The sequence below is a fragment of the Acinetobacter sp. ANC_7634 genome, from assembly GCF_056779875.1.
In genome coordinates, this window is the sequence record NZ_JBWYIT010000001.1 from 1 (window position 1) to 21778 (window position 21778).

18 protein-coding genes and 1 tRNA gene are annotated in these 21778 nt (G+C 38.6%); 9 read left to right on the forward strand and 10 right to left on the reverse strand.

Annotated elements, in window-relative coordinates:
* The coding region (locus tag AC1M9A_RS00005; protein ID WP_481609350.1) for a BapA/Bap/LapF family large adhesin at positions 1-3275 on the forward strand (3275 nt) is incomplete at its 5' end.
* A gap of 92 nt (positions 3276-3367) precedes the next feature.
* Here the strand turns inward: AC1M9A_RS00005 and AC1M9A_RS00010 are convergent.
* Positions 3368-4330, reverse strand: a complete 963-nt coding sequence (locus AC1M9A_RS00010) for an alpha/beta fold hydrolase (protein WP_481609351.1) — start codon at positions 4328-4330, stop codon at positions 3368-3370.
* A 105-nt stretch (positions 4331-4435) separates the two neighbouring features.
* On the opposite strand from AC1M9A_RS00010, the gene AC1M9A_RS00015 reads away from it, so the two are divergent.
* Positions 4436-4759, forward strand: coding sequence for an MGMT family protein (locus tag AC1M9A_RS00015; RefSeq protein ID WP_481609352.1), 324 nt, complete (start codon positions 4436-4438; stop codon positions 4757-4759).
* Positions 4760-4791: 32 nt separating this feature from the next.
* Here AC1M9A_RS00015 and AC1M9A_RS00020 read toward each other — a convergent pair whose 3' ends face one another.
* Positions 4792-5232, reverse strand: a complete 441-nt coding sequence (locus AC1M9A_RS00020) for a universal stress protein (RefSeq protein WP_092765923.1) — start codon at positions 5230-5232, stop codon at positions 4792-4794.
* Positions 5233-5644: 412 nt separating this feature from the next.
* On the opposite strand from AC1M9A_RS00020, the gene AC1M9A_RS00025 reads away from it, so the two are divergent.
* On the forward strand, positions 5645-6469 hold the full coding sequence (locus AC1M9A_RS00025; RefSeq protein WP_481609353.1) for a hypothetical protein: 825 nt from the start codon (positions 5645-5647) through the stop codon (positions 6467-6469).
* A 7-nt stretch (positions 6470-6476) separates the two neighbouring features.
* Here the strand turns inward: AC1M9A_RS00025 and AC1M9A_RS00030 are convergent, their stop codons facing one another.
* Positions 6477-7103, reverse strand: a complete 627-nt coding sequence (locus tag AC1M9A_RS00030) for a CatB-related O-acetyltransferase (RefSeq protein ID WP_481609354.1) — start codon at positions 7101-7103, stop codon at positions 6477-6479.
* Between the two features lie 104 nt (positions 7104-7207).
* Here AC1M9A_RS00030 and AC1M9A_RS00035 point away from each other — a divergent pair, with 104 nt between their 5' ends.
* Positions 7208-7825, forward strand: a complete 618-nt coding sequence (locus AC1M9A_RS00035) for an FMN-binding negative transcriptional regulator (RefSeq protein WP_481591252.1) — start codon at positions 7208-7210, stop codon at positions 7823-7825.
* Positions 7826-7874: 49 nt separating this feature from the next.
* On the opposite strand, the gene greA is transcribed toward AC1M9A_RS00035, so the two are convergent.
* The 5 genes from greA to yhbY form a co-directional block, all read right to left on the reverse strand.
* Complete coding sequence (greA, locus tag AC1M9A_RS00040) at positions 7875-8351, reverse strand: transcription elongation factor GreA (protein ID WP_035266896.1); 477 nt, start codon at positions 8349-8351, stop codon at positions 7875-7877.
* A gap of 95 nt (positions 8352-8446) precedes the next feature.
* Positions 8447-11680: a carbamoyl-phosphate synthase large subunit gene (gene carB / locus AC1M9A_RS00045; protein ID WP_481609355.1), complete on the reverse strand. Its 3234-nt coding sequence runs from the start codon at positions 11678-11680 to the stop codon at positions 8447-8449.
* A 14-nt stretch (positions 11681-11694) separates the two neighbouring features.
* Positions 11695-12837, reverse strand: coding sequence for a glutamine-hydrolyzing carbamoyl-phosphate synthase small subunit (gene carA / locus AC1M9A_RS00050; RefSeq protein ID WP_035266900.1), 1143 nt, complete (start codon positions 12835-12837; stop codon positions 11695-11697).
* An 805-nt stretch (positions 12838-13642) separates the two neighbouring features.
* Positions 13643-14179 carry a DOMON-like domain-containing protein gene (locus AC1M9A_RS00055; RefSeq protein WP_180028122.1) on the reverse strand — a complete coding sequence of 179 codons (537 nt, stop codon included), beginning with the start codon at positions 14177-14179 and terminating at the stop codon, positions 13643-13645.
* Positions 14180-14194: 15 nt separating this feature from the next.
* Entirely contained in the window at positions 14195-14518 is a 324-nt protein-coding gene (gene yhbY / locus AC1M9A_RS00060) for a ribosome assembly RNA-binding protein YhbY (RefSeq protein ID WP_035266903.1), read from the reverse strand.
* Between the two features lie 196 nt (positions 14519-14714).
* Here yhbY and rlmE point away from each other — a divergent pair, with 196 nt between their 5' ends.
* The 4 genes from rlmE to AC1M9A_RS00080 all read left to right on the forward strand — a co-directional run bounded on the left by rlmE (position 14715) and on the right by AC1M9A_RS00080 (position 18824).
* Complete coding sequence (gene rlmE, locus AC1M9A_RS00065) at positions 14715-15365, forward strand: 23S rRNA (uridine(2552)-2'-O)-methyltransferase RlmE (protein ID WP_179998526.1); 651 nt, start codon at positions 14715-14717, stop codon at positions 15363-15365.
* A 137-nt stretch (positions 15366-15502) separates the two neighbouring features.
* Positions 15503-17392, forward strand: coding sequence for an ATP-dependent zinc metalloprotease FtsH (gene ftsH, locus AC1M9A_RS00070; protein WP_035266907.1), 1890 nt, complete (start codon positions 15503-15505; stop codon positions 17390-17392).
* 103 nt (positions 17393-17495) lie between these two features.
* Positions 17496-18350 (forward strand): dihydropteroate synthase, encoded by an 855-nt coding sequence (folP, locus tag AC1M9A_RS00075; protein WP_481609356.1) that lies wholly within the window; start codon positions 17496-17498, stop codon positions 18348-18350.
* A gap of 162 nt (positions 18351-18512) precedes the next feature.
* Complete coding sequence (locus AC1M9A_RS00080; protein WP_035266912.1) at positions 18513-18824, forward strand: DUF5713 family protein; 312 nt, start codon at positions 18513-18515, stop codon at positions 18822-18824.
* Positions 18825-18933: 109 nt separating this feature from the next.
* On the opposite strand, the gene AC1M9A_RS00085 is transcribed toward AC1M9A_RS00080, so the two are convergent.
* A tRNA-Leu gene (locus AC1M9A_RS00085) sits at positions 18934-19019 on the reverse strand.
* 217 nt (positions 19020-19236) lie between these two features.
* Between AC1M9A_RS00085 and AC1M9A_RS00090 the strand changes: the two genes are divergently transcribed.
* On the forward strand, positions 19237-21000 hold the full coding sequence (locus AC1M9A_RS00090) for an alkaline phosphatase D family protein (protein WP_481609357.1): 1764 nt from the start codon (positions 19237-19239) through the stop codon (positions 20998-21000).
* Between the two features lie 8 nt (positions 21001-21008).
* On the opposite strand, the gene AC1M9A_RS00095 is transcribed toward AC1M9A_RS00090, so the two are convergent.
* Positions 21009-21740 (reverse strand): hypothetical protein, encoded by a 732-nt coding sequence (locus AC1M9A_RS00095; RefSeq protein ID WP_481609358.1) that lies wholly within the window; start codon positions 21738-21740, stop codon positions 21009-21011.
* Between the last annotated feature and the right edge of the window lie 38 nt (positions 21741-21778).

Genomic DNA, 21778 nt, shown 5'->3' on the forward strand with positions numbered 1-21778 from the left:
GTACAACTGAACCAGGAACAACAGTAAATGTCGTTGTTAAAGACAAAGACGGTCAAGTTGTTGCAGAAGGTCCAGCGACAGTTACAGGTGACACATGGACATATACACCATCAGTTGAATTGGCAGATGGCGAATATGACGTAGTTGCAAAAGCAACAGATCAAGCAGGTAACACAGGTGAATCTCAGCCAGAGAGCTTCGAGGTTGACACAGTAGCGCCTGAATTAACCATCGATGAGCTTAAGCCAACAAACGATACCACTCCTGAAATTACTGGTAAAACAGAACCGGGAGCGATAGTTGATGTTGTGATCAAAGACAAAGACGGTGAAATTGTCTCTGAAGGTAAAGCAGAAGTTGATCCAGAAGGTAACTGGACGTATACACCGACTGAAGAATTACCAGAAGGTCATTACGATATTGAAGTAACTCCGACTGATAAAGCGGGTAACAAAGGTGATACTTCTAAAGAACAGTTAGAAGTTGATACAACACCTCCTTCTGACATTACTATTGATCCAATTGGTGGTGATGATTTCGAATCGAATGATCCTCAACCTGAAATTACAGGAACAGGTGAGAAAGGTTCGCTAGTGGATATCGTGATCACCGGTCCAGATGGCTTCGAAGAGAAGGCCACTGTTGAAGTTGGAGAAGATGGTAAATGGTCGTATAAACCAGAAGCTGAGTTGGAAGAAGGTGACTACAAAATCGAAGCTACTCCTAAAGATGAAGCTGGAAACGTAGGTAATCCAACTGAACAAGATTTTGTAATCGACTTGACACCACCAGATATCGATATTGATCCGTGGGAAGATGATAATGATCCTTGGTTAGATATCGATCCTTGGGATGATGAAGAAGCTGCATGGGATGTGAGTGAAGCTGCATCTGTACAGGCAGTATCATTAGCTGCTGAGCCTCAAATTGCTGCATTCTCTGCTTTCGCTGCACGCTCATTATTTATTGCTGAACCAGTAGTAACAGCATCTCAAGTAACGGCAGTTGATCCAAGTATTAATTATACTAATGATCCACAACGTACGATTAGTGGTAATACAGTAAATAATCCTAAAGAGGTTGCTGTAGAGATTAAAGATGCTAACGGTGCTGTGGTATCTAGTGGTTTAGCAGTGTTGTCTGCAGGCCGTTGGAGTTATAAACCAGCAGAACCTTTAGCAGATGGTATATATACACTTGTAGCCACTGCACGTGATGCTGCTGGTAATACTAGCCGTACAGTTTCTTTAAAATTTGGTGTAGATACACTTTCACCTGATTTGTCAGTTGAAGAGTTATATCCTACAAACGATGCTACTCCAGCAATTTCTGGTTCTACTGAACAATATTCTAAAGTTCAAGTCGTGATTAAAGATAAGAATGGAAATACTGTTGTAGATGCACCAGCTTCTGTAGATAGCTCAGGCAATTGGACATTTACACCGCCAAGAGATTTAGCGGATGGAAATTACACAGTTGAAGTAACATCTACTGATTTAGCTAAGAACAAAAAAACTGAAACTCAGCAATTAACAGTTGATACTCAAGCTCCTGATGCTGTGATTATTAATCCAATTACAGATCCAAGTGACTTGAAACCAGTATTAACAGGTAAAGCTGAAGCGAATACTACTGTCGAATTAGTGATTAAGGACTCTACAGGTCGAATTATTGATTCTGCACTTGTTCCTGCTGATCAAAATGGTAATTGGACATATCCAATCAACAATAATTTACCAGAAGGTACAATTATCGTTGAAGCTAAAGCGATTGATGAAGCTGGAAATGTCGGTCCTTCATCAAGCATCGGCTTCGATTTGGATGTGACTCCTCCAGATGCGCCAACGGCAACATTTAATGCAGATGGTTCATTAGTAACAGGTACTGCACAAGCTTTATCAACTGTTAAAGTAAAAGATGCAAACAACAACGTGATTGGTACAACCACTGCGGATAGCAATGGAAACTACTCAATTAAGTTGATACCAAGTTTAAACGATGGACAAAATGTATATGTGACCGCTTCTGATGTAGCGGGTGAATCTGCACCACGTCAAGTGACTGCTCCAAACATTCCGTTGGATGCCATTGATAATGTTGCTAAAGCTGGTATTGAATACGAGTATCCTGTTACAGAGAAATTCATTAAAGATGCAATTTCTTATAATTGGTTGATTGGCTTCGCCGGTTTTGCGATTGGTAAAACAAGTGGTGCTACAGAGTTTACAATTGGTGCAAACAAAACTGCAGATGTGCAGCTTCAAGTAAAATCAGCATCATGGGGAACATTATTAGACTCAGTATCAATTGTTCTTTACCAGCAAAATAGTTCTGGTAAGTGGGTACCAATTGCCAATAATAAATCTGCAGGATTATTTGATTTCATCGGCTTATTTGGAGAAGTTGCTCATATCAATTTAGAAGATTTACCTGCAGGTAAATATTGCATAGAAATGAGTAATGGTAACCTTGCTTCTTTACCAGGTTATGTACAGACTAATTTAGTAATTAAAGAAACTAATACAAGTACAACGCCTGTTGTGAAGTCAATCACTGAAGCGAAGGGTAATGTCATTACTGATCTTGATGCTGTACATGGTAAAGATCTTGTAGTTGCCGGTGCTGTTGTGAAAGCTGTAAATGGTGTTGCGATTAATGGTGCAACAACAATTAAAGGCGAGTTTGGTACATTAACTATTGATGCAAACGGTACATATGCTTATAAGCCAAATGCAAACCTTAACGCGATTGGTAAAACGGATGTATTTAAATACACGATTACTGATCCTGTAACTGGTAAGTCTGATACAGCTCAATTAGTACTTCAAATTGATTCTAAATCAGGTTCACCATTGGCTTGGAGCAAATTCACACCAGAAGCAAACGCGAATGATGCTGATGCATTGGCGAATGAAACAGCAGGTAAGTTTAATTCTACTTACTTGAATGAAACAGTTTCTGCTAAAGGTTTGGATAAGTTGATCTTCAATGTGTTAAATGACAACAGCCATAACGGTGGTAACGGTGTTGACACAATCAATGACTTCCAATTAGGCAGCAATGTGAAGATTGATGTTTCTGAGTTGTTATCTGATAGTGCAACTGCTCAAAACATTGATAAATTTATCTTTGTCGAGAAAGATGGAAACAATACGAAGTTAAGTATTGATCGTGATGGTGCAGGTACAACTTATAACAAGGTTGACCTAATTACTTTCAACAATACTGATGTTTCACTTCAAGACTTGTTGAACAAAAACCACTTGTTGTTCTAATAGACTAATGTGAAAAAGAGGAACTTCGGTTCCTCTTTTTTTATTCTTGAAAAAAATGGGACATTTAAAATGTCCCATTCATTGTCTATAACTTATTTGAGTAGATTAAGAAAATTTAAATAATGTTGTACGAGGATTTGTTCTTGTTCCAATATTGGTGTATGACCTACACCTTTTAAGATGATAGGCTCTTGAGCATTTTTCAGTAATCCTTTCAGTTCAGCTGCAGCTTCTACATTAATAATTTGATCACGATCTCCCCAAATGATGAGTGTTGGTTGATCGATTGAACGAGCCGCTAGCGCAAATGTTTCAGGTGTAAATGATTTTGACATGAGAATAAGTTGCTCAACGAGTTTCGTGTTATTCGTAACATTGGATATCATGAGCTTTTCTTGTTCGACTTTCAGTTCGTTCGGTATAAATGGAGGTTGCTGCGTAGCAATTTTAAATAACCGATCAAAATCTCCAGGTTTAGAAACGATAAAATTTTTGAGTAAGTTTGGGTCTTTTAAGTAAGGCGTATTGGCAGATTTAAATACGCCTGCACTATTAATGAGTAATAATGATTTAGTATCGATTGGATACTGAGCTGCATAAAGTAATGCTACAGCACCGCCCATGGAGTGACCGGCAACATTTAGATTTTGATCAACATGAATGGATTCCGCAAAGCGACGTAATTTTTCGGTTAGATTTGGAATTGAATAATCAAAATCTGCAGCTACTTTACTATCACCTTGTCCAGGTAAATCAGGGATAATGACGTGATAATGTGGTGTCAGATAGCGAGCGACTCGGTTCCAATTATCCCGACTGCCTGCTAGACCATGCACAAGCATAAGTACGGGTTTGCCTTTTGTTCCACCTTCGCTGTAAGCCCAATCGATGTCGGAAACTTTAATACGCTTGGTATTCAGTCCAGCCCAAGCACGTTCTTGTTGTAAAATATTTTGTATATTTATACTGCTTGGCGCGGCTTGAGTTGTCGATGTAATAGAGATTGTACCGACTGCAATTGAAGCAGCAAGTAAGTGTGAAAATATCCTTTTCATTGTATTTCTCTGTGTATTGTTATTGTGCAAATTTAGATTAAGTGAGTCTGTTATGAAATGCATTTGCTCAAATCAATCATTCGATAAACTATAGGTCAATTATTGATGAATCGATCAGCATCAGCGGAAATGGCACAGATGTTCTTAGCCACAGTATCACAAATTCCTTATGGGAAAGTAGCCAGTTATGGTCAAATTGCTGCGATGTCCGGACTGCCTAAACATGCACGTTTGGTTGGTCGTGTGTTGAATCAATTAGATGTGAGTAGCGATTTGCCTTGGCATCGTGTCATTAATGCACAAGGTAAAATTAGTCATCAGCGTTTGGATGATCAAGGTTTTAATTGCCAGCAAGCTAGATTGCTTGAAGAGGGAGTTGTGTTTAACAATGGCAAAATAGATTTCAAGATTTTTGGATGGTTCGAGTAGCTCCGTATGATGGTATACGGAGCTATCAGTTATTATTGCTTTACGACAAAAACAGGTACATTGACTTCAGTGATGAGGCTTTGTGCGACACTGCCCATAATTAATTTCTTGAATCCTGAGCGACCGTGCGAGCTGATAACAATCAGATCAATATTAAGCTCATCAATTGACTTCATTATGGTACGGTGAATACTTTCTCCTTCGAGTATTTTTGTCTCTACGTCTACTCCATATTCATTAAACTTTGCTTTAGCTTGAGCTAGGTTATCTTCAATAAATTTTCGTGCTCGTTCTATTAAAAGATTCGACTGCCCATCTGAGAGATATTCTGCTGCGATATAGGGATCGAGTGTCATCACTTGAACAACAGTAATGTTGCTGTTAAATGCTTTAGCCAAATCAACAGCATGCTGAACGACGTTGAGTGCTACTTCTGAACCATCCACTGGAACGAGGATATGTTGATAACTCATGTTGTTCTCCTTTTTTAACCGTTTTAATTAAAAGTGTATAAGTTCATCATAGACCTTAATTGTTCAAAATAAAACCAAGTGTAAAACTATGGTTTTTTATATTAAGTTATTGTTTTTGATTTATTATCTTAAATTTTAGAGATATAAGATAGTAACGAACTATGAAGAATGAAATTTGATTAACTGAATCATAAAAAGATCAATTTGAAAGTATTGTAATGAGTAGAGATGTAATTATGGGTGTTTCAGATCTCTATAAACTCTAGAGTTGATATTTAGAATTAAAAAAAGTATTAGCCTTACTTTAGCGACTATATTTTGAAAACCCACTCCGTTTGAGTGGGTTTTTTTATGTCTTTAAGAGTGATAATGATAAGATATTTGGAAAATAAGCAACTGAATTCTATATTTAATGAATAAGAAGTTTTTTGAATGGATTAAAGTGAATATTGGAAGTTGTTTATCAGGGGCGATAACTTTTGGTTGGTTAATTTTTATCTATTTAAAAATTCACAACGGTGTAATACCTAAAGATTTAAATGAATTTGGTGATTTTATTGCGGGAGCTTTTGCTCCATTAGCATTTTTTTGGTTGGTTAGAGGTTTTTATCAACAGGGCAAAGGCCTTAAGCAAAATTCAGAAGCTTTAAAACTTCAAGCAACTGAGTTAGGAAAAACGACTCAAGCATTGGAATTGCAAGTAAAAGAAATGCAGGCTTCTGTAGAGCAGCAGTCACGTTTGACTAAGGTGTACGAAGAAGAACTTCAGCAAAAGCATTTTCAAGTGCAACCTTATTTTGAATATGCTTTTAAAGTGACGAAGAATTATTTAATTGATGAGCCTATATTTGATGTAGATGATAATGTCATTGATATTTATGAGGAAAGAAGAATCGAGTTTACTTTAACAATTAAGAACTTTGGTGATAGGGCAAGAAATTTGATAATTAGATCTCGTAAAGGACAACCCTATATCCAAAGAAAACAGTATAAACTTGAGAATTCAGAAAACTTTATTATAGTTTTTGAAGTTGATGGTAAGTTCGCGCAAGAATTAAGTGAGGGAAAACACAATTTGGTAAGGATGTTCAAAGTTCAATACCAAGATATATATGGTAAATCTTACGATGAATACATTAAGTGTACTGTCAACCCAATTACTTTCCATGATGATGACAATATTTATTTACATGAAGAAATTAATTTGGTTGCAAGAGAAGAAGCACTACAATCTTAATATAATTTTACGTAGATGATGTCATGTACTTCACTAAATTTTCAATATTATCGGTCTGCAACTGTTCACGCATTTTTAAAAACTGCTTTTCGTCTAAATCATAAAGTTTTAGAGAAAGCAGTTTTTTAATATCTTGTTCAGAAAAGCGATATTTAATAATTTTCGCAGGTACACCACCTACGACAGCATAAGGTGGCACGTCTTTGGTGACGACAGCACCAGTTGCCACCACTGCGCCTTCACCAAGTTTTACCCCTTGCATAATCATGGCACGACTACCAATCCAACAACCATCACCAATGACAGTATCGCCAGCAGGCACAAAACAACGCGTATCAAAAGGAAATGCCGAAATCCAGTCGGTACGGTGTAACTGATTTCCGCCCATCATGATGACGCACTCAGCACCAAAACAGACAAAATTGCCAATATAAAGCTGATCGATGGGTTTTTCTGGTGTCGAAGCTTTGTCATGTAGATAACGCACCACACAACGCTCAAAACCTTCATCCCAATATGCTGAGTAATAGCTATAATTGCCTTTGATATGAATATTCGGATTTTTTACCGTTTTAGAAATAAATTCGAACTCACACCAATGATTGACAGGCGAGTTGATCAGCTTTTCAGACATGGTGAAATAAAAGGAGAATATTTTAGGGCATTATATACCAATTAAAACTTACATCCTGAATAAAAACTTTTATATTCATTGAGCATTAGAAGAATGGAAAAGCTATGTTTGTTGAAACAGAATTTAGAGAAGATAGACCTGAAGAAATATATAGAATAATAAAGGAGTATCCTCTTGCATCTTTGGTCGCACAGACCCAAACAGGGTTAATTGCTGAACATATCCCGCTCATATTAGTAGATGAACAAACATTGAGAGGACATGTTTCATTGCAGAATACACTATTCAATCATTCGATTTTGAATAATCAAATACTATGCATCTTTAAAGCAGAGGATGCTTATATTTCACCGAATTATTATCCTTCAAAATTTGAAGATCACAAAAAAGTACCTACTTGGAATTATCAAGTCGTACACATTAATGGTGAAATTCAGTTTTTTCATGATCAGAAAACTAAACTTGCAGTATTAGGTCAACTCACTCAACAACATGAACGTATCACGAATGGTAAAAATGCTTGGAAAATGGCAGATGCACCAAAAGATTTCTTGATGGAAATGCTCAACCATTTTGTTGTATTTGAAATTAAAATTGAAAGAATCATTGCTAAATCAAAACTAAGTCAAAATAGAGAGGAAAAAGATTTTCGTAATGTTATTACGAAGCTTCATGAAGCTGGAAAAGTGCATCTAGCAAAAACAATGAATCAATTAAAATGAAAATAAAAAACCCCTCATCAGAGGGGTTTATAGCCTAAAATATCAAGAATTAGAGATATTCTACGCTCACAATTTCGTATTCAACTTCACCTTGAGGTGTCGTAATTTTAACTTCATCACCTTCATTTTTACCTAAAAGACCACGAGCGATAGGGGAATTCACAGATATTTTGTTAATTTTAAAATCTGCTTCGTCGTCACCAACAATTTGATACGTTTTACGTTCTTCAGTATCCAAATTTTCAATTGTGACAGTCACGCCAAAAACAACGCGTCCATTTTGCTCAAGTTCTTTAACGTCAATCACTTGTGCAGCACCCAATTTTCCTTCGATATCTTGGATACGGCCTTCACAGAAACCTTGTTGCTCACGTGCAGCGTGGTATTCCGCGTTTTCTTTAAGATCTCCGTGTTCACGCGCTTCAGCAATCGCTGCTGTAATACGAGGACGATCTACAGTTTTAAGTTGGTGTAATTCTTTCTCAAGCGCTTCTTTGCCTTGAGGTGTCATAGGATAACGTTGCATAGTTGTCCCTCAAAAAAGTAAGTATGAAAAAATACTAAGTCTATAAATGAAAAAAAGCCCGCCACCAAGAGGTGACGGGACTTCTTGGTAGTGTATTAACCTACTGTTTGTAAGTCTTGCAAACGATATACATCCATTGGCAATTTGATTGCTAAAGCTTGGCAAACTGCATCTGCACCATTAAGGGTAGTCGTATGATAGACCTTACCTTGAAGTGCAGAACGGCGGATTGAGAACGAATCCTGCTGAGCTTGTTTACCTTCTGTTGTATTGATAATGAGGTGTATTTCGCCATTTTTCAAGCGGTCCACAATATTTGGACGACCTTCAGTCACTTTATTTACACGTTCACATTCAATACCAGCCGCTTTGATGACATCGTAAGTGCCACCAGTAGCAAGAATTTTGAAACCAAAGCCAGTAAGTTGTTTTGCAATACCTGCTGCACGTGGTTTATCAGAATCACGTACAGAGATGAACGCATGTTTAACTTCACCTTCCGTTGGAAGACCTGGTAAACGCTCATTCGCACCTAATACAGCTTTATAGAACGCTTCACCAAATGTTTTACCAACGCCCATTACTTCACCTGTAGATTTCATCTCAGGCCCAAGGATTGGATCAACTCCAGGGAACTTGTTGAATGGGAACACTGCTTCTTTAACAGAGAAGTGCTCAGGGATAATCTCAGTCGTGAATCCTTGAGATTCTAAAGATTGACCCGCCATACAACGTGCAGCGACTTTGGCTAAAGACTCACCGATACATTTAGAAACGAATGGCACTGTACGTGATGCACGTGGGTTCACTTCTAAAATGTAAACGTCTTCGCCTTTAACAGCAAACTGTACGTTCATTAAACCAACAACACCAAGCTCTTTAGCCATCGCGATAGTTTGACGGCGCATTTCGTCCTGAATCTCTTTAGAAAGAGAGTAAGGAGGGATCGAACATGCAGAGTCACCTGAGTGGATACCTGCTTGTTCGATGTGCTGCATGATACCGCCGATCACCACATCTTTACCGTCAGATACGCAGTCTACGTCAACTTCGATCGCGTCGTCTAGGAAGCGGTCAAGAAGAACAGGGGCATCGTTAGAAGCTTGAACAGCATCACGTAAGTAGCGACGTAACTCTTCATCGTTGTATACGATTTCCATCGCGCGACCACCAAGTACATATGATGGACGTACTACAAGTGGATAGCCAACTTTCGCTGCTTCAGCCATACCTTCTTCAGCAGATTTTACAATGCTGTTGTTTGGTTGACGAAGTTGCAGACGTTGAATCATTTGTTGGAAACGTTCACGGTCTTCTGCACGGTCAATCGCATCAGGAGATGTACCGATAATTGGTGCACCAGCTTCTTCTAAAGCACGAGCCAATTTAAGTGGTGTTTGACCACCGTACTGTACGATGATGCCTTTTGGCTTCTCAATACGTACGATTTCTAACACATCTTCAAGTGTAATTGGTTCGAAGTACAGGCGATCAGATGTGTCATAGTCAGTAGAAACCGTTTCTGGGTTACAGTTCACCATGATTGTTTCATAACCGTCTTCACGCATTGCAAGCGCCGCGTGTACACAGCAGTAATCGAATTCGATACCTTGACCAATACGGTTAGGACCACCACCGATCACCATGATCTTGTCTTTGCTAGACGGGTTTGATTCACATTCGTCATCGTAAGTTGAATACATATACGCTGTGTCTGATTCAAACTCAGCAGCACAAGTATCTACACGTTTGTAAACTGGGGTTACGCCCAAGTTCCAACGATGTTTACGGAATTGTTTTTGTGAAATACCCATCAAGTTCGCAATACGAAGGTCAGATAAACCTTTACGTTTAAATGAACGGATGTTGTCCGCATTTAGATCGCCAAAACCTAAAGTTTTGATTTGGTTTTCTGTTTTGATGATGTCTTCGATTTGGATCAAGAACCATTTGTCGATCTTAGTCGCTTGGAATACATCTTCTAATGTAAAGCCGTGACGGAATGCATCAGCAACATACCAAATACGCTCAGGACCCGGAACACGAAGTTCTTGTAAGATTTTCTCACGCGCGCCTTCAGCACCCACTTCGATTTTTTCATCAAAGCCAGTTGCACCCACTTCAAGACCACGAAGTGCTTTGTTCATAGACTCTTGGAAGTTACGACCAATCGCCATCACTTCACCAACAGATTTCATCTGTGTAGTTAAAGTTGCGTCAGCTTGTGGGAATTTCTCAAAGTTGAAACGTGGAACTTTAGTTACAACGTAGTCAATCGCAGGTTCGAAAGATGCTGGAGTTGTACCGCCAGTGATGTCGTTTTTAAGCTCATCAAGGGTATAACCAACCGCTAATTTTGCAGCGATTTTCGCAATAGGGAAACCAGTTGCTTTTGAAGCCAATGCAGAAGAACGAGATACACGTGGGTTCATCTCGATCACAACCATACGGCCAGTATTTGGACAAATACCAAACTGTACGTTAGAACCACCTGTTTCTACACCAATCTCACGCAACACTGCTAAAGATGCATTACGCATTAACTGATATTCTTTATCTGTTAATGTTTGTGCAGGTGCAACAGTGATTGAGTCACCTGTGTGTACGCCCATTGGGTCAAAGTTTTCAATCGAACATACGATGATACAGTTGTCGTTTTTGTCACGAACAACTTCCATCTCATATTCTTTCCAACCAATTAAAGATTCATCGATCAATAATTGTTTAGTTGGAGAAAGATCGAAACCGCGTTCACAGATTTCAAGGAATTCTTCTTTGTTGTATGCGATACCACCGCCTGAACCACCCATGGTGAATGATGGACGGATAATCACTGGGAAGCCGAAACGTGCTTGAATCTCTAGAGCTTCTTCCATCGATTCAGCGATTGCTGCTTTTGGACATTCAAGACCAATTTTACGCATTGCTTGGTCGAAAAGTTTACGGTCTTCCGCTTTTTCGATCGCTTCTTTCGTTGCACCAATCAATTCAACATTGAATTTTTCTAAAATGCCATGCTCATCAAGGGCAAGGGCACAGTTCAATGCAGTTTGACCACCCATTGTTGGAAGAACTGCGTCTGGGCGTTCTTTCTCAATGATCGCTGCAACAGTTTGCCAAGTGATTGGCTCGATATACGTTGCATCTGCCATTGCAGGGTCAGTCATGATCGTTGCAGGGTTAGAGTTTACCAGAATTACACGGTAACCTTCTTCACGTAATGCTTTACATGCTTGTGCGCCTGAGTAGTCAAACTCACACGCCTGACCGATAACAATTGGACCAGCACCAATAATTAAGATGCTTTTAATATCCGTACGCTTTGGCATTATTTGCTCCTCAATTACTTCTTAGATGCTTCAATAAGTTCGATGAAATGATCGAACAATGGTGCACAATCATGTGGACCTGGGCTTGCTTCTGGGTGACCTTGGAAACTAAACGCAGGCTTATCTGTACGATGAATCCCTTGAAGAGTTTGATCGAACAATGATTTGTGCGTCGCTTTAAGGTTTGCAGGTAATGTTTCTGCATCCACTGCGAAGCCATGGTTTTGAGAAGTAATCATCACTGTACCATCTTCGATGTTTTGTACAGGATGGTTAGCACCATGGTGACCATGAGGCATTTTCACCGTTTTAGCGCCAGAAGCGAGAGCAAGAATTTGGTGACCCAAGCAAATACCAAATACAGGTACGTTACGAGCATCTTCAACAATTGTTTTTACAGCTTCAATTGCATAGTCACATGCTGCAGGATCGCCTGGACCATTCGATAAGAATACGCCATCTGGATTTAGAGCAAGAACTTTTTCAGCAGGAGTTTGTGCAGGTACAACAGTTAATTTACAACCGCGGTCTGCGAGCATACGTAAGATGTTGGTTTTGACACCGTAATCATATGCGACAACATGAAATTTTGCTTCTGGTTGGGAGAAACCTTGACCTAATTTCCAAGAACCTTCAGTCCATTCGAAACCGTTTGGATCACAGCATTCTTTCGCAAGGTCTAAACCATTCAGACCGCCGAATGCACGAGCTTTTTCTAAAGCTTCTTCTTCTGTAATATTTTCACCAGCTAAGATACAACCGTTTTGTGCACCTTTAGCACGTAAAATACGTGTCAGTTTACGTGTATCAATGTCAGCGATAGCGACAACATTGTGAGATTTTAAGTATTCGCCTAAAGATTGCGTAGATCGGAAGTTGCTGTGCAATAAAGGTAGGTCACGAATGATCAATCCGTTTGCCCATACTTTATGAATTCGACCTGACTCAGCGTCTTCATCATTACAACCTGTGTTACCAATGTGTGGATAGGTAAGCGTAACAAGCTGTTGTGCATAACTTGGGTCAGTCAAAATTTCTTGATAGCCAGTCATGGCAGTGTTGAAAACGACTTCACCAGTCGTACTACCCGATGCACCGATTGACGTTCCTTTAAAGATCGTACCATCGGCAAGGGCTAAAATTGCTGGGGTGCTCAAACCAAAGCTCCTGAAATTTAGGCTGTAAAAAAGCGAGTAGACGAAAAAAAAGGAAGGCTACTTTAAAACCCACCCTCCTTACATCTGCTCGCTTGAACTTAACACGGCATTATACGCAAACACCTTGATAAAGTCCACGTAAATAAACCTGAATTCGTCAGATATATACCTTGTAATTTGTTTAAAAGTCTGCTTTTTAAACTTTGGACAAAAGTCTAAGAATGTAAGAATTATTTAATAATTCAAAAGTTAAGTTTTATCACGATTTATCAAAATTTATGTAGACTTACAATTAATAAGCTAAGTTTCTGAAACAGAATAACAAAGCTTCTGAAAAGCTGATTTGTTAAATAGAACAAATGTTGAAGTTGCTCCAAATGCTTCCTAAAAGTTCGAAAAAAGTACTGATTAGGTCAATTTACCAGTATTTTAGAAAGGACTGATTAAATATGGAAAATAGAGGTAAATATTGAATTGCTTGTTAAAAGCGTTGGTTCAATTATTCAAAGATGAAATTGGTAGTTAGCATGCTGGGTTTTAAAAATTAAACCGAGATCGAATTTAAAGAGATTTGACGCTACTTCGGTGTTTGTGAAGAAATATTTAAGAGCAGATTTGGCTGTTCAAGTGATTAAGGACAATTTTGAAATTAGAAATGAATAACAGGAATTACAAATATAACTAGATATAACACGTTGAGATCAGCTGTATAAAACTTAACTCTAAAAGAGGTCGGAAGAGTCTACAACTATAGAACTTAAATATTGGGGTAAAAAAATAGTGAGATTAAATCTCACTATTTTTTTTAAAACTGATGCAACCAATCGCGCTTGTTATGGAAGTCAGCTTCAGGACTACTATGCTGCATCGCATAATAATGTTTAGCTTGCGATGTGTTTAATACAGCGGATAAGCCAATAAAAATATCCTGCCATTTCAATTTATGTTTTAACATAAACTCCGTTAGATCAAGGCTCACATTTAAACCATAGTGCGTCTTTTTGAGTGAATTCAGTTCTATGTCATAAGCTGCTTGAGGTGGCATATCTTCAGGGTAACGATACTCTTCAAATTGATACGCTTGCCAAGCTTGAGAAGGGGAGAGATTGACTTCACGATAAAAGTCCTGATCTTTCACCCCAATGAAAATTTCAAAGCAGGTTTCTTCCCAAAGAAAATCTCGTCGTGGATGACCAGCTACAATTTCCGGATAAACTAAGTATTGATTTGGGTCACGTAACCAATAGCCCACATTTAGTGTGTATGGACTCGCTTGTTCAATTGCACCAACCAAGGAGATATCAAAGTAACGGTCAAAAGAATTTAGTTCGTAACTTGCCATTCAATGCAACTCAAATTAATTAGAAAGATGTGCGTGGCGAACAAGATTCGAAAGTTTAGGATTTTGTTTTGCCGCTTTCTTATATAAAAGTGCAATCTTTCCAATGGTTTGAACAACCTCTGCACCAGTGACTTCGGCGATTTCAGTAATGACTGCTGCACGAGCATCACGATCTTCACCGCCAATTTTTACTTTAATTAACTCATGATCATTTAAAGCACGTTGAGTTTCTTCAATGACATTTTCAGTTAAACCTTGACCACCTAACATTACCACTGGGTTAAGTGCATGTCCGATTTGACGCAAACGTTTGCGTTCCTGAATTGATAAAGCCGCCATAAAGATAACCTAATTTTAAAAACGACTTAGTATAGCAAATCAAGAGATCAAACGCTTATGTTTCTCAGAAATAATCGATCAACTTAAATCAAAAAAACATAAACGATAATCTTGAATTAGATACAGATGAATACTGCAAGGGGGATAAAATTCACGTACAATAAAAAGTTAGAAGATTACGTGTATTTAAAGAGTTATGGCAACACGCATTACCAATCAGAAGTTATCCAAAAGTAGTCGTGCGTGGATGAGAGAGCATTTAGATGACCCGTTTGTGAAAAAAGCACAAAAGGAAGGTTATCGTGCGCGTGCTGCATATAAATTGCTTGAAATCCAAGAGAAATACAAAATCATTAAACCTGGTATGACTGTCGTGGACCTTGGTGCTGCACCTGGTAGTTGGTCCCAAATCGCCGGAAAATTAGTGGGTGATAAAGGTTTAGTGATTGCATCAGATATTTTGGAAATGGATGCACTTCCAGATGTGACGTTCCTGCAAGGAGACTTTCGAGAAGAGGAAGTTTTCGAAAAATTGTTAAATATTTTAAATGGACGAACTGTAGACGTTGTAATTTCAGATATGGCCCCCAATACATCAGGTAATAAGGCCGTTGATCAACCTCGACAAATTTATTTGTGTGAACTTGCATTAGACTTTGCCAATAAAGTTTTAGGTCCGAAAGGACAGTTTGTTGTCAAAGTTTTCCAAGGAACTGGTTTTGACGAATTCCGTAAGGAAGTTGTAGACAGTTTTGAAGTATTAAAAACTGCAAAGCCTGCTGCCTCGCGTGCTCGTTCGAAGGAAGTTTTTTTAATTGGACAGGGCCGTAAAAAGAATTCGCAATAAAGTGACTTGCCAAGTCGCTAAAAAATGTGCATTTTGTACCTTTTGAATATTTTATTGCGAAATTGATTTACTCGCTTTTTGTTAAAGGTCACCCAATTTTGGGCATGATCAAATTAGATTGATATGGGAATAAAGCTTTGAGCGATCTCTTTAAGAATGCCGTTTTATGGCTTGTTATACTTGGTGTGCTGATATTAATTTTCAGCAACATTAGTGACCGTGATAAGCCTGCTGCATTGAACTATTCAGAATTTGTTGCAGCGGTTAATGCTGGTCAAATTAAACAAGTTACCATTGACGGTGAACGAATTAGTGGCGAAAAAGTAAATGGTTCTCCATTTGAGAGTATTCGTCCTGCGGTTCAAGATCCTGAGTTAATGCCGAATCTCATCAAAAATAATGTCGTTGTTGAGGGCACTGCTCCGCAACGTCAAGGTTTATTGATGCAGCTTTTGATCGCAAGCTTTCCAGTACTTTTAATCATTTTGTTATTCATGTTCTTTATGCGCAACATGGGTGGCGGTGCTGGTGGTAAAAACGGCCCGATGAGTTTTGGTAAGTCAAAAGCAAAAATGCTTTCAGAAGACCAAATCAAAGTCACTTTCACAGATGTTGCGGGTTGTGACGAAGCGAAACAAGAAGTCGTTGAAATTGTTGATTTCTTGAAAGATCCAACAAAGTTTAAGCGTCTTGGTGCGAGCATTCCTCGCGGTGTCCTGATGGTAGGTCCACCGGGTACAGGTAAAACTTTACTCGCGAAAGCGATTGCTGGAGAGGCTAAGGTTCCATTCTTTAGTATCTCAGGTTCAGACTTTGTAGAAATGTTCGTTGGTGTTGGTGCATCACGTGTACGTGATATGTTTGAGCAAGCGAAACGCCATGCGCCGTGTATCATTTTCATTGATGAAATTGATGCAGTGGGTCGTCATCGTGGTTCAGGTACTGGCGGTGGTCATGATGAGCGTGAACAAACCTTGAACCAGATGTTGGTAGAAATGGATGGTTTCGAAGGTAATGAAGGTATCATCGTTATTGCTGCGACTAACCGTGCTGACGTTCTAGATAAAGCTTTACTTCGTCCGGGACGTTTCGACCGTCAAGTGATGGTTGGACTTCCAGATATTAAAGGTCGTGAGCAAATCCTGAATGTGCATTTGAAAAAATTACCTTCAGTGACAGGTGTGGATGTCAAAGTATTGGCACGTGGTACTCCAGGGTTCTCTGGTGCGCAATTGGCAAACTTAGTCAATGAAGCTGCGTTATTTGCTGCACGTCGTAATAAAAATACGGTCGATATGCATGACTTTGAAGATGCAAAAGATAAGCTTTATATGGGGCCAGAGCGTAAATCAATGGTTCTTCGTGAAGAAGAGCGTCGCGCAACGGCTTATCATGAAGCAGGTCATGCGATTGTAGCTGAAATGCTTCCAGGCACAGACCCAGTACATAAAGTCACGATCATGCCACGTGGTTGGGCATTAGGTGTAACTTGGCAGCTTCCAGAGTTTGATCAAACCAGTCATTACAAAGACAAAATGTTGAATGAGCTTTCTATTCTGTTTGGTGGTCGTATTGCAGAAGAAATTTTCATTAATCAGATGTCGACTGGGGCTTCTAATGACTTTGAACGTGCAACAAAAATGGCGCGTGCAATGGTGACTAAGTACGGTATGTCTGACAAGATGGGTGTCATGGTTTATGAAGAAGATGCTCAACAGTCATTTATGGGTAGTCTAGGTGGTCGTACTATTTCTGAAACGACTCAACTTGAAGTTGATCGTGAAATTCGCCGTATCCTAGATGAGCAGTACAAAGTTGCACGTGATATCTTAGAAAATAATAAAGATATTGCCCATGCGATGGTAAAAGCTTTGCTTGAGTGGGAAACGATTGATCGTGATCAAATCCGTGACATTATGGAAGGTCGTGAACCTCAACCACCTAAGGTGTATGTGGCTGAGAATCCAATTGTAGATGTAACCCCTACAGATGGTCCTTCAACGCCTCCACCTTTACCAGCAAGCTAAAATGAAGGAGCCTCTTATGAGGCTCTTTTTTTTGTGTTGAAATTATCCCTCATGTTTAAATTTTACTTGATATCATGTGAATAGATTTTCTAGGAACATCAATATGCAACTTATCTCTTTACCTAATCAGATTCTTAAATGTGGTGCATTGGAACTTGATTTGTCAAAGCCTCATGTAATGGGTGTGTTAAATGTAACGCCAGATTCGTTTAGTGATGGTGGTAAACACAATAGTGTAGAGGCGGCACTAGAGAGAGCAAAGCAAATGATTGCTGAAGGGGCGAGTGTTATTGATGTAGGTGGTGAGTCAACTCGCCCTGGCGCATCTGCTGTTGATGTTCAGGATGAAGTAGATCGTGTAGTTCCGGTCGTTGAAGCGTTGTCAAAATTGAATGTAGTGATCTCAATCGACACTTCTCAACCAGAAGTGATTAAAAAGGCGGTTAAAGCTGGAGCGCATATTTGGAATGATGTCAGAGCATTAACAAAGCCACATGCTTTAGAAACAGCTGCGGAATTAGATATTCCAGTCATTATCATGCATATGCGTGGTGAGCCAACCACAATGAACCAGTTGGATCAATATGATGATATTACTTTAGATGTGATTTCAGAATTGCAAACTCGATTAGATGCAGCATTAAATGCGGGAATTAAACCTGAAAATATCATGATTGATCCGGGTTTCGGATTTGCAAAAAATGCACATCAAAACCTGAAATTATTAAAAGAGTTGTATAAATTAAATGAGTTGGGATATCCAATACTTTCTGCATTATCTCGTAAGCGATTTATTGGTGAAGCTTTAGGTGGTGTACCTGCCCATGAACGTGCAGTGGGTTCGGTGACGGGGCATCTGTTAAGCATACAGCAAGGAGCATGTATGGTCAGAGCACATGATGTAAAAGAAATGGTGCAAGCTATACAAATTTGGACAGCAATGAATAGTGTCGGTTAAATTAAAGGGTGATTTAAGGCAGTTAAAATCATCAATGAAAATATTGGCTTAGTTGTACTTTGACTCAAAGTGAGATTTACTCCTCATTTTTATTGTTGGTTTAATGTCTAGCTTGTGTTATATAAGCTCGGTTTTTGTTAATGCTATTACTTGAGCTTTAATATGTTGAATGATGTACTTCTCCCGATGTTCGACGATGAATATTATCCTGATATTCTCGTGGCTGAAATTCAGCAACTCATTGAAAAATTCTCAAAGAAGGTATCTAAGGTGAATTCCGATGCTGAGATTTATCAAATCGCCAATGATATTGTGGCGGAAATTAATGAGATGAAACCTCAGTTCGAAGATCTTGACTCTTCTCTTGATGATGCAGCAGCAGACTATATAGCTGAGGCAATGATGATGGTCGTTCAGGAAGAGGGATTCTTAGATATCGAAATGGAAGAACTTGTTTCAAATAGAGAGTGGTAAATCGCTCTCTATTTTTTTTGTGTTGTTATTGTTGTGACTAAACACTAGGCATAAAAAAACCAGCTTACGCTGGGTTCTTTATTTACACCATTATTCTCTATTAGAAGAATGGTGCCCGAGGCCAGACTCGAACTGGCACGCTTTGAGGGCGGGGGATTTTAAATCCCCTGTGTCTACCGATTTCACCACTCGGGCATGTGCGCAATAATAGAGGACACTTTTAAGCTTGGCAAGAGAAAATCGTATTATTTGCTTTCTTTTCAATCAACTTGCATTGATTAGGTTAAAAATTATAACTTTGGGGGCGATGGTCTAAGATATTTGGACATTAAATTGTCATCTGATTGCAATTTTAACTTCATAAATATGGTTTAAGTTCGAAGTTAAAATAACTCGCCAATTCATAAATAAAATGAAAAATAAAATCTCAAGACGCGCATTAATTAAAAACTCATTGGCTGGATTTGGTGCGATTTCACTGCCTGTTTCGATTACAGCATGTAATGGCGATGGTCAAACCAGCAATGAGCATAAAGTTGAATTTTTGCATGGAGTGGCGAGCGGAGATCCATTACAGGATCGAATAATTCTTTGGTCGCGCATAACACCTACAGATGTGACGGCAACATATGAGTTAGATTGGGAAATTGCACTTGATGAGAATTTTTCAAATATTGTTCAGATGGGGAAAATCAAGACTTCTGCTGCTAAAGACTTTTGCTTGAAAGTCGATGTACTTAATTTGAGTGCCGATACTCGCTATTATTACCGATTTAAATATGGGCAGATACATTCTCCAATTGGTCGTACGAAGACCTTAGCAACCAAGTCCAATGCGGTTAACTTTGCCGTATGCTCATGCTCAAATTATCCTGCTGGTTATTTTTATGTGTACCGTGAAATTGCGAAGCAGGACGTGGATGCTGTGCTGCATCTGGGCGACTATATTTACGAATATGGCAAAGATGGATATGCAACTGAACAAGCCGAAAAGCTTGGTAGAACACTCGATGTGGATAATCAAAACGAGATTTACCGTCTGGAAGATTATCGAAAACGTTATGCAAAATATCGAACAGATCCTGATTTACAAGCGGTTCATCAACGTCATCCATTTATTCTGATTTGGGATGATCATGAGCTGACAAATGATGCATGGCGAGCTGGTGCGCAGAATCATCAACCTGATTTAGAGGGAGATTTCGTAGCACGAAGAACAGCAGCCCTAACCGCTTATTTTGAGTGGATGCCAATCCGCGAAAAAAGCAATAACGATATTCTTCATATTTATCGTCAGTTTAATTTTGGTGATTTAGTTCAACTTAATATGCTAGATACACGTATGTTGGCACGAGATGAGCAACTGGCTTTTGCTTCATTTATGGATGGTGAAAATCTAAATGTTGAGCAATTTAGAGCGGCATTAATGAATGAGCAGCGACAGCTAATAGGGATAGATCAGTTAAATTGGTTGGCGAATAGTCTTCAGAGTTCTCGTGCAATATGGAATGTATTGGGTCAGCAAGTATTGATGGCGAAAATGTTGGTACCTGCTGAGGTATTACAAATATTAAATGTCGCCAAAAGTGGAATGGTAGATGGCAACTTTTTAATAGAAGCTCAAAAACGTCTCATGGAGTTGGTTGCGATTAAGTTGCGTTATAAAAATAGTGACCCGAGCTTAACTGACGCTGAATTATCAAGAATCCTAACCGTGATTCCTTATAATTTAGACGCTTGGGATGGTTATTATGCTGAGCGTGAGCGTGTTTATGCTTTGTATGAGCAATATCAGAAGAAAGTTGTTGTGTTGGCTGGAGATACCCATAATGCGTGGGAGTCTGCATTACATCAACAAAATGGTGAGAAGGTGGGGATTGAATTAGCAACAAGTTCAGTTTCTTCACCAGGTATGGAGAAATATCTCAATTTACCTGAGAACTTAATGCAACAATTTGAACAAGTGTTTATCCAATTGATTGATGAATTAAGCTTTTGTAATTTGAATCAACGAGGCTATTTAAAATTGAGCTTTGATTCTACGCAATTGAGTGCAGATTGGTTGTTTTTAACAGATATTCATTCACAGGAGTATCAAGTTGATCAACTCAGATTGCACTCGACCACATATGATACCAATTTGAATATAATTAAAGTAATGCAGCAAGCAAGTTGATCGTAGCGCTACATGATGCTATCGATATATTTTTCAATATCGGTATGCTTGTAGCGCATACACAATTTGTTTTCATAGTTCATCAAATGAACATAAAGTTGCGCATTTTTTTGTTTTTGTTCAATCAGTAATTGATACTGCTTTGAGTTTTTTGATGAAAAGATTAGTTTTAAGTAAAGCTTAAAATTTTGTTTATAACTCCAGAAAGCCGCTCTACGAATTTCTTGAATGTAGTAATAGTTTTCTTTAGAAGTATTTTCTCGGAATAAATTCTCTTTATAAAATTTAACGAAACCAAAATTCATAGAGAAATAAAACAAAATTCCCTGTAAGAACCAACTTTCCATAAAAGCGATATTTAAACTTTGTAAAAGAATGAGGATGGTCAGTTTGAATGGGGTATTTTTAAGTTGCTGGTAAGTTGAGATGCTACTATGCTTGATCTGTTTGAGGATGATTGGCGTAATCAGCATAAAAAATAACATGATACACAACACAGCACTCCCGCCAGATTGAAAGCCTTCTAAAAAAACATTGTGTTGTTTAAGCAAAAGGGTTAACAAATATGAGCAAGGGAGGAAAATCATTAATGCAAGTGCAAGCGGGATCAGTTCTTTACGCTCATCTAGAATCCCTTTGGTCTTTAACTGACTATAGAGCAAGAAGTTTTTTTTAAACGCTTGAGGGTATTGTTGTTTTAGTTCTTGAAGATATTGAGCAACTTGCTGATTTTGATTCATTTGAATATGAAATTCTGAAGATGAGTGATTATAGCAGA